4 protein-coding genes and 1 pseudogene are annotated in these 2,723 nt (G+C 60.4%); 2 read left to right on the top strand and 3 right to left on the bottom strand.

Translation table 11 applies throughout. The annotated features are described in order from the left end of the window. Positions 1-697: HDOD domain-containing protein (locus ACRESD_RS12285; protein ID WP_431751139.1), on the bottom strand; the 697-nt coding region annotated here is incomplete at its 3' end. A gap of 57 nt (positions 698-754) precedes the next feature. Further along, positions 755-1,696 (bottom strand): YgfZ/GcvT domain-containing protein, encoded by a 942-nt coding sequence (locus ACRESD_RS12280; RefSeq protein WP_431751138.1) that lies wholly within the window; start codon positions 1,694-1,696, stop codon positions 755-757. A 139-nt stretch (positions 1,697-1,835) separates the two neighbouring features. Between ACRESD_RS12280 and ACRESD_RS12275 the strand changes: the two genes are divergently transcribed. Beyond that, the gene (locus ACRESD_RS12275) at positions 1,836-2,090 is read left to right on the top strand and encodes a succinate dehydrogenase assembly factor 2 (protein WP_014717362.1); all 255 of its coding nucleotides are present in this window, start codon (positions 1,836-1,838) and stop codon (positions 2,088-2,090) included. Beyond that, positions 2,074-2,520 carry a protein YgfX gene (locus ACRESD_RS12270; protein ID WP_431751137.1) on the top strand — a complete coding sequence of 149 codons (447 nt, stop codon included), beginning with the start codon at positions 2,074-2,076 and terminating at the stop codon, positions 2,518-2,520. Before ACRESD_RS12275 ends, ACRESD_RS12270 begins: the two co-directional genes overlap by 17 nt. Here the strand turns inward: ACRESD_RS12270 and ACRESD_RS12265 are convergent. Then, positions 2,489-2,723: pseudogene (locus ACRESD_RS12265) on the bottom strand (L-aspartate oxidase); the annotation flags it as partial. The gene ACRESD_RS12270 and the pseudogene ACRESD_RS12265 sit on opposite strands and share 32 nt — an antisense overlap.

The raw sequence follows: 2,723 nt of genomic DNA, 5'->3' as shown, positions 1-2,723 counted from the left end.
TGGCAGGGCTCAGGGCCCGGGCGATCTGGACGATGTCCACGTAGTCGACCCGATCGCTGTCGCGGTCCAGGTCCAGGACTTGCCCGGGCAACCTGACCAGTTGTTCGGGAAACTCCCAGCTACTGAGGATCTTGTCGCCCAGTTTCGGATGAATCTGGTCGATCACATAGTTCAGGCACACTGGATCGGAGAGCAACTCGTTGTGCTCTTCGGCATAAATCAGGATCGGCAGTACGCCGATCTGGTGAACCAGGCCTGCGAGGGCGCCCTGGTCAGGTTTGAGCTGGGTATAACGCAGACAGAGCTCGTAACTGATACCTGCCACTTCCAGGCTGGTTGCCCAGGTATCGCGCATTTTCTTTTCCACTACCTCCGAGCGGGCGTGGAAGATCTGCTCTATCACCAGGCCGATTGCCAGGTTGCAGCTGTAGTTGATGCCAAGGCGGGTGATAGCGGTCTGCAGGTCAGTGACCTCGACCGTGGCACGCAACAGTGGGCTGTTCACCACCTTGATCAGGCGCGCTGACAGGGCGGCGTCGCGGCCGATGACCTTGCTCAGGGCGCTGACACTGATCTCACTGTCTTCGGCGGCCTCGCGGATGCTCAAGGCGACCTCTGGCAAGGTTGGCAGCACCAGGTCATCGTTGTCGATGGCGGCCAGTAGTTGGGCCTGGATCATCTCGGCCATCTTGTTCATGGGGATTCTCTACCGCAATTGAAGAGTGCCCAGCCCCAATAGGCGGGCTGGGTAGGCTCAGTGCTGGATTTCGCGATCGCGATCCAGTTCGTAAGGAAGTGTCAGCAATTCAAGGCGCGGGCCGTCGAGGCTGCCCAGGTGCAGGTTGTTGTCTTCCACGGCGTCGGCGCTCAGCACCGCCAGCAGTTCGCTACCTGCGGTGCTGCGGGCAGCCAGGACCACTTCACCCACCGATGAGTTATGGGTAGGCGAGAAGATCTCGCTGCCTGGCTCGGGCAGGGCTTGGTCTGTCAGCGCCACGCGGTATTGGCGGCGTTTGAGCTTACCCAGGTACTGCATGCGCGCGACGATCTCCTGGCCGGTGTAGCAGCCTTTCTTGAAGCTGACGCCGCCTACGGCCTGCAGGTTGAGCATCTGCGGGATGAACAGCTCGCGGGTTTGTGGCATGACCTGGCCAATGCCGGCGCGGATCTGGCCGAGCAGCCATTCATTCAATTCAGCTTCTTCAAGCTGTGCTGCCAATTGCGTACGTACGGCTTCGCCCTGGTCGGCAGGCGTCCAGAGTTCGGCGCGGCCGGGGGAGACCCGAATGGCGATCAGTGAGTCTGTACGCACGATGCTGTCGGTCTCGGCAGGCAATTCCAGGCCCAGGCCGGCCAAGGCCTGATCCGCATTCGCCAGGCCAAAACGCGCCCAGGCGGCGCTTTCGTCGGTGAGCTTGGACTTGGAGAACACGGCGTACTTCTTCAGGTCCGCCAGTTGCGGTTCGAGCAGTTCGGTGGCCATCGCCAGGAGTACGCCGTCACCTTGCAACAGGATGCGAAAGCTCGACTGCATGCGCCCTTTTTGTGTGCAGCGCGCACCGAGGCTGGCCTGGGTGTCACTCAGGTAATTGAGGTTGCAGGTCAGTTGCCCTTGCAGGAACTTGGCAGCGTCGGCGCCGCGGACGGCGAGAACGCCTTCGTGGGACAGGGGGCAGAAAAAAGCAGAGTCAGCCATGGGTCATCGCAGGTCAAAATGTCATGGGTGCATCATAGAGGGGCGCCCGGCAAATGGATAGTTTCGTCGCGGGTGACCAAAGCCGACTGTTCCGCTGTCGTCGGGCCTGTATACTTGCCGCCTATTTGAGGAGCGCTCCATGGTCGAAGATGTAGAAATCAATCGCCTCTACTGGCACAGCCGCCGAGGCATGCTGGAGTTGGATGTGTTGCTGGTACCTTTCACCAAGGAGGTGTACGCGACGCTCAATCAGGTGGATCGTGACCTCTACGTCAGGCTGCTGACCTGCGAAGACCAGGACATGTTCGGCTGGTTCATGGAACGTGCCGAATCGGAAGACCCTGAACTGCAGCGCATGGTTCGGATGATTCTGGATCGTGTCCAGCCCAAGTAATCGCTTCGAATGCCGCTGGCAGGCCTCTCGGCTGTTGCTAGCGGTATACCTCCTTGCCCAGTCGTTTGCGCTGGGTAGCTGGCTGGTTCTCGATTTACCTTATTCAAGCCTTGGCATACTGGTGTGCCTGGCTCATGCCGCCTGGATAGTGCCGCGACATGTGTTGCTGACTCACCGTTCGTCGGTTCGTGGTTTGCGCCGTGACGAGGACGGCTGGCAGTTATTCAGTGATGAGCGCGGCTGGCACGCTGTGCAACTGCGCCCCGACAGCCTGGCATTGCCGCTGGTCGTGGTGCTGCGTTACCGAGTACAGGGCGAATGGCGCGTGCGTTCGCTGTGCGTGCCGAGGGATTCGCAGGTCGCCGATGTGCATCGGCGCCTGCGGGTTCGCCTGAAGTTCAGTCGCCGTAGGTGGTTGGCACCAGGATAGTATCGCGGGCTTCGGGCAGCATTTGCGGATAGTCGAGGGTGTAGTGCAAGCCCCGGCTTTCTTTGCGTTCCATGGCGGAGCGGATCATCAGTTCCGCAACCTGGGCCAGGTTGCGCAATTCGATCAGGTCGCGGCTGACTTTATAGTTGCTGTAGAACTCGTCGATCTCATCCAGTAGCAGTCGCACCCGGTGCTGGGCGCGT

This window comes from Pseudomonas sp. (assembly GCF_050739995.1).
GTDB lineage: Bacteria > Pseudomonadota > Gammaproteobacteria > Pseudomonadales > Pseudomonadaceae > Aquipseudomonas.
The sequence above is the reverse complement of the archived record's forward strand: the minus strand, read 5'-3'. Positions and strand labels throughout refer to the sequence as shown.

Excerpts from the sequence above, each read along its gene's own strand:
- ACRESD_RS12280 (WP_431751138.1), bottom strand. The coding sequence starts at position 1,696 with ATGGCTGACTCTGCTTTTTTCTGCCCCCTGTCCCACGAAGGCGTTCTC.
- ACRESD_RS12275 (WP_014717362.1), top strand. The coding sequence starts at position 1,836 with ATGGTCGAAGATGTAGAAATCAATCGCCTCTACTGGCACAGCCGCCGA.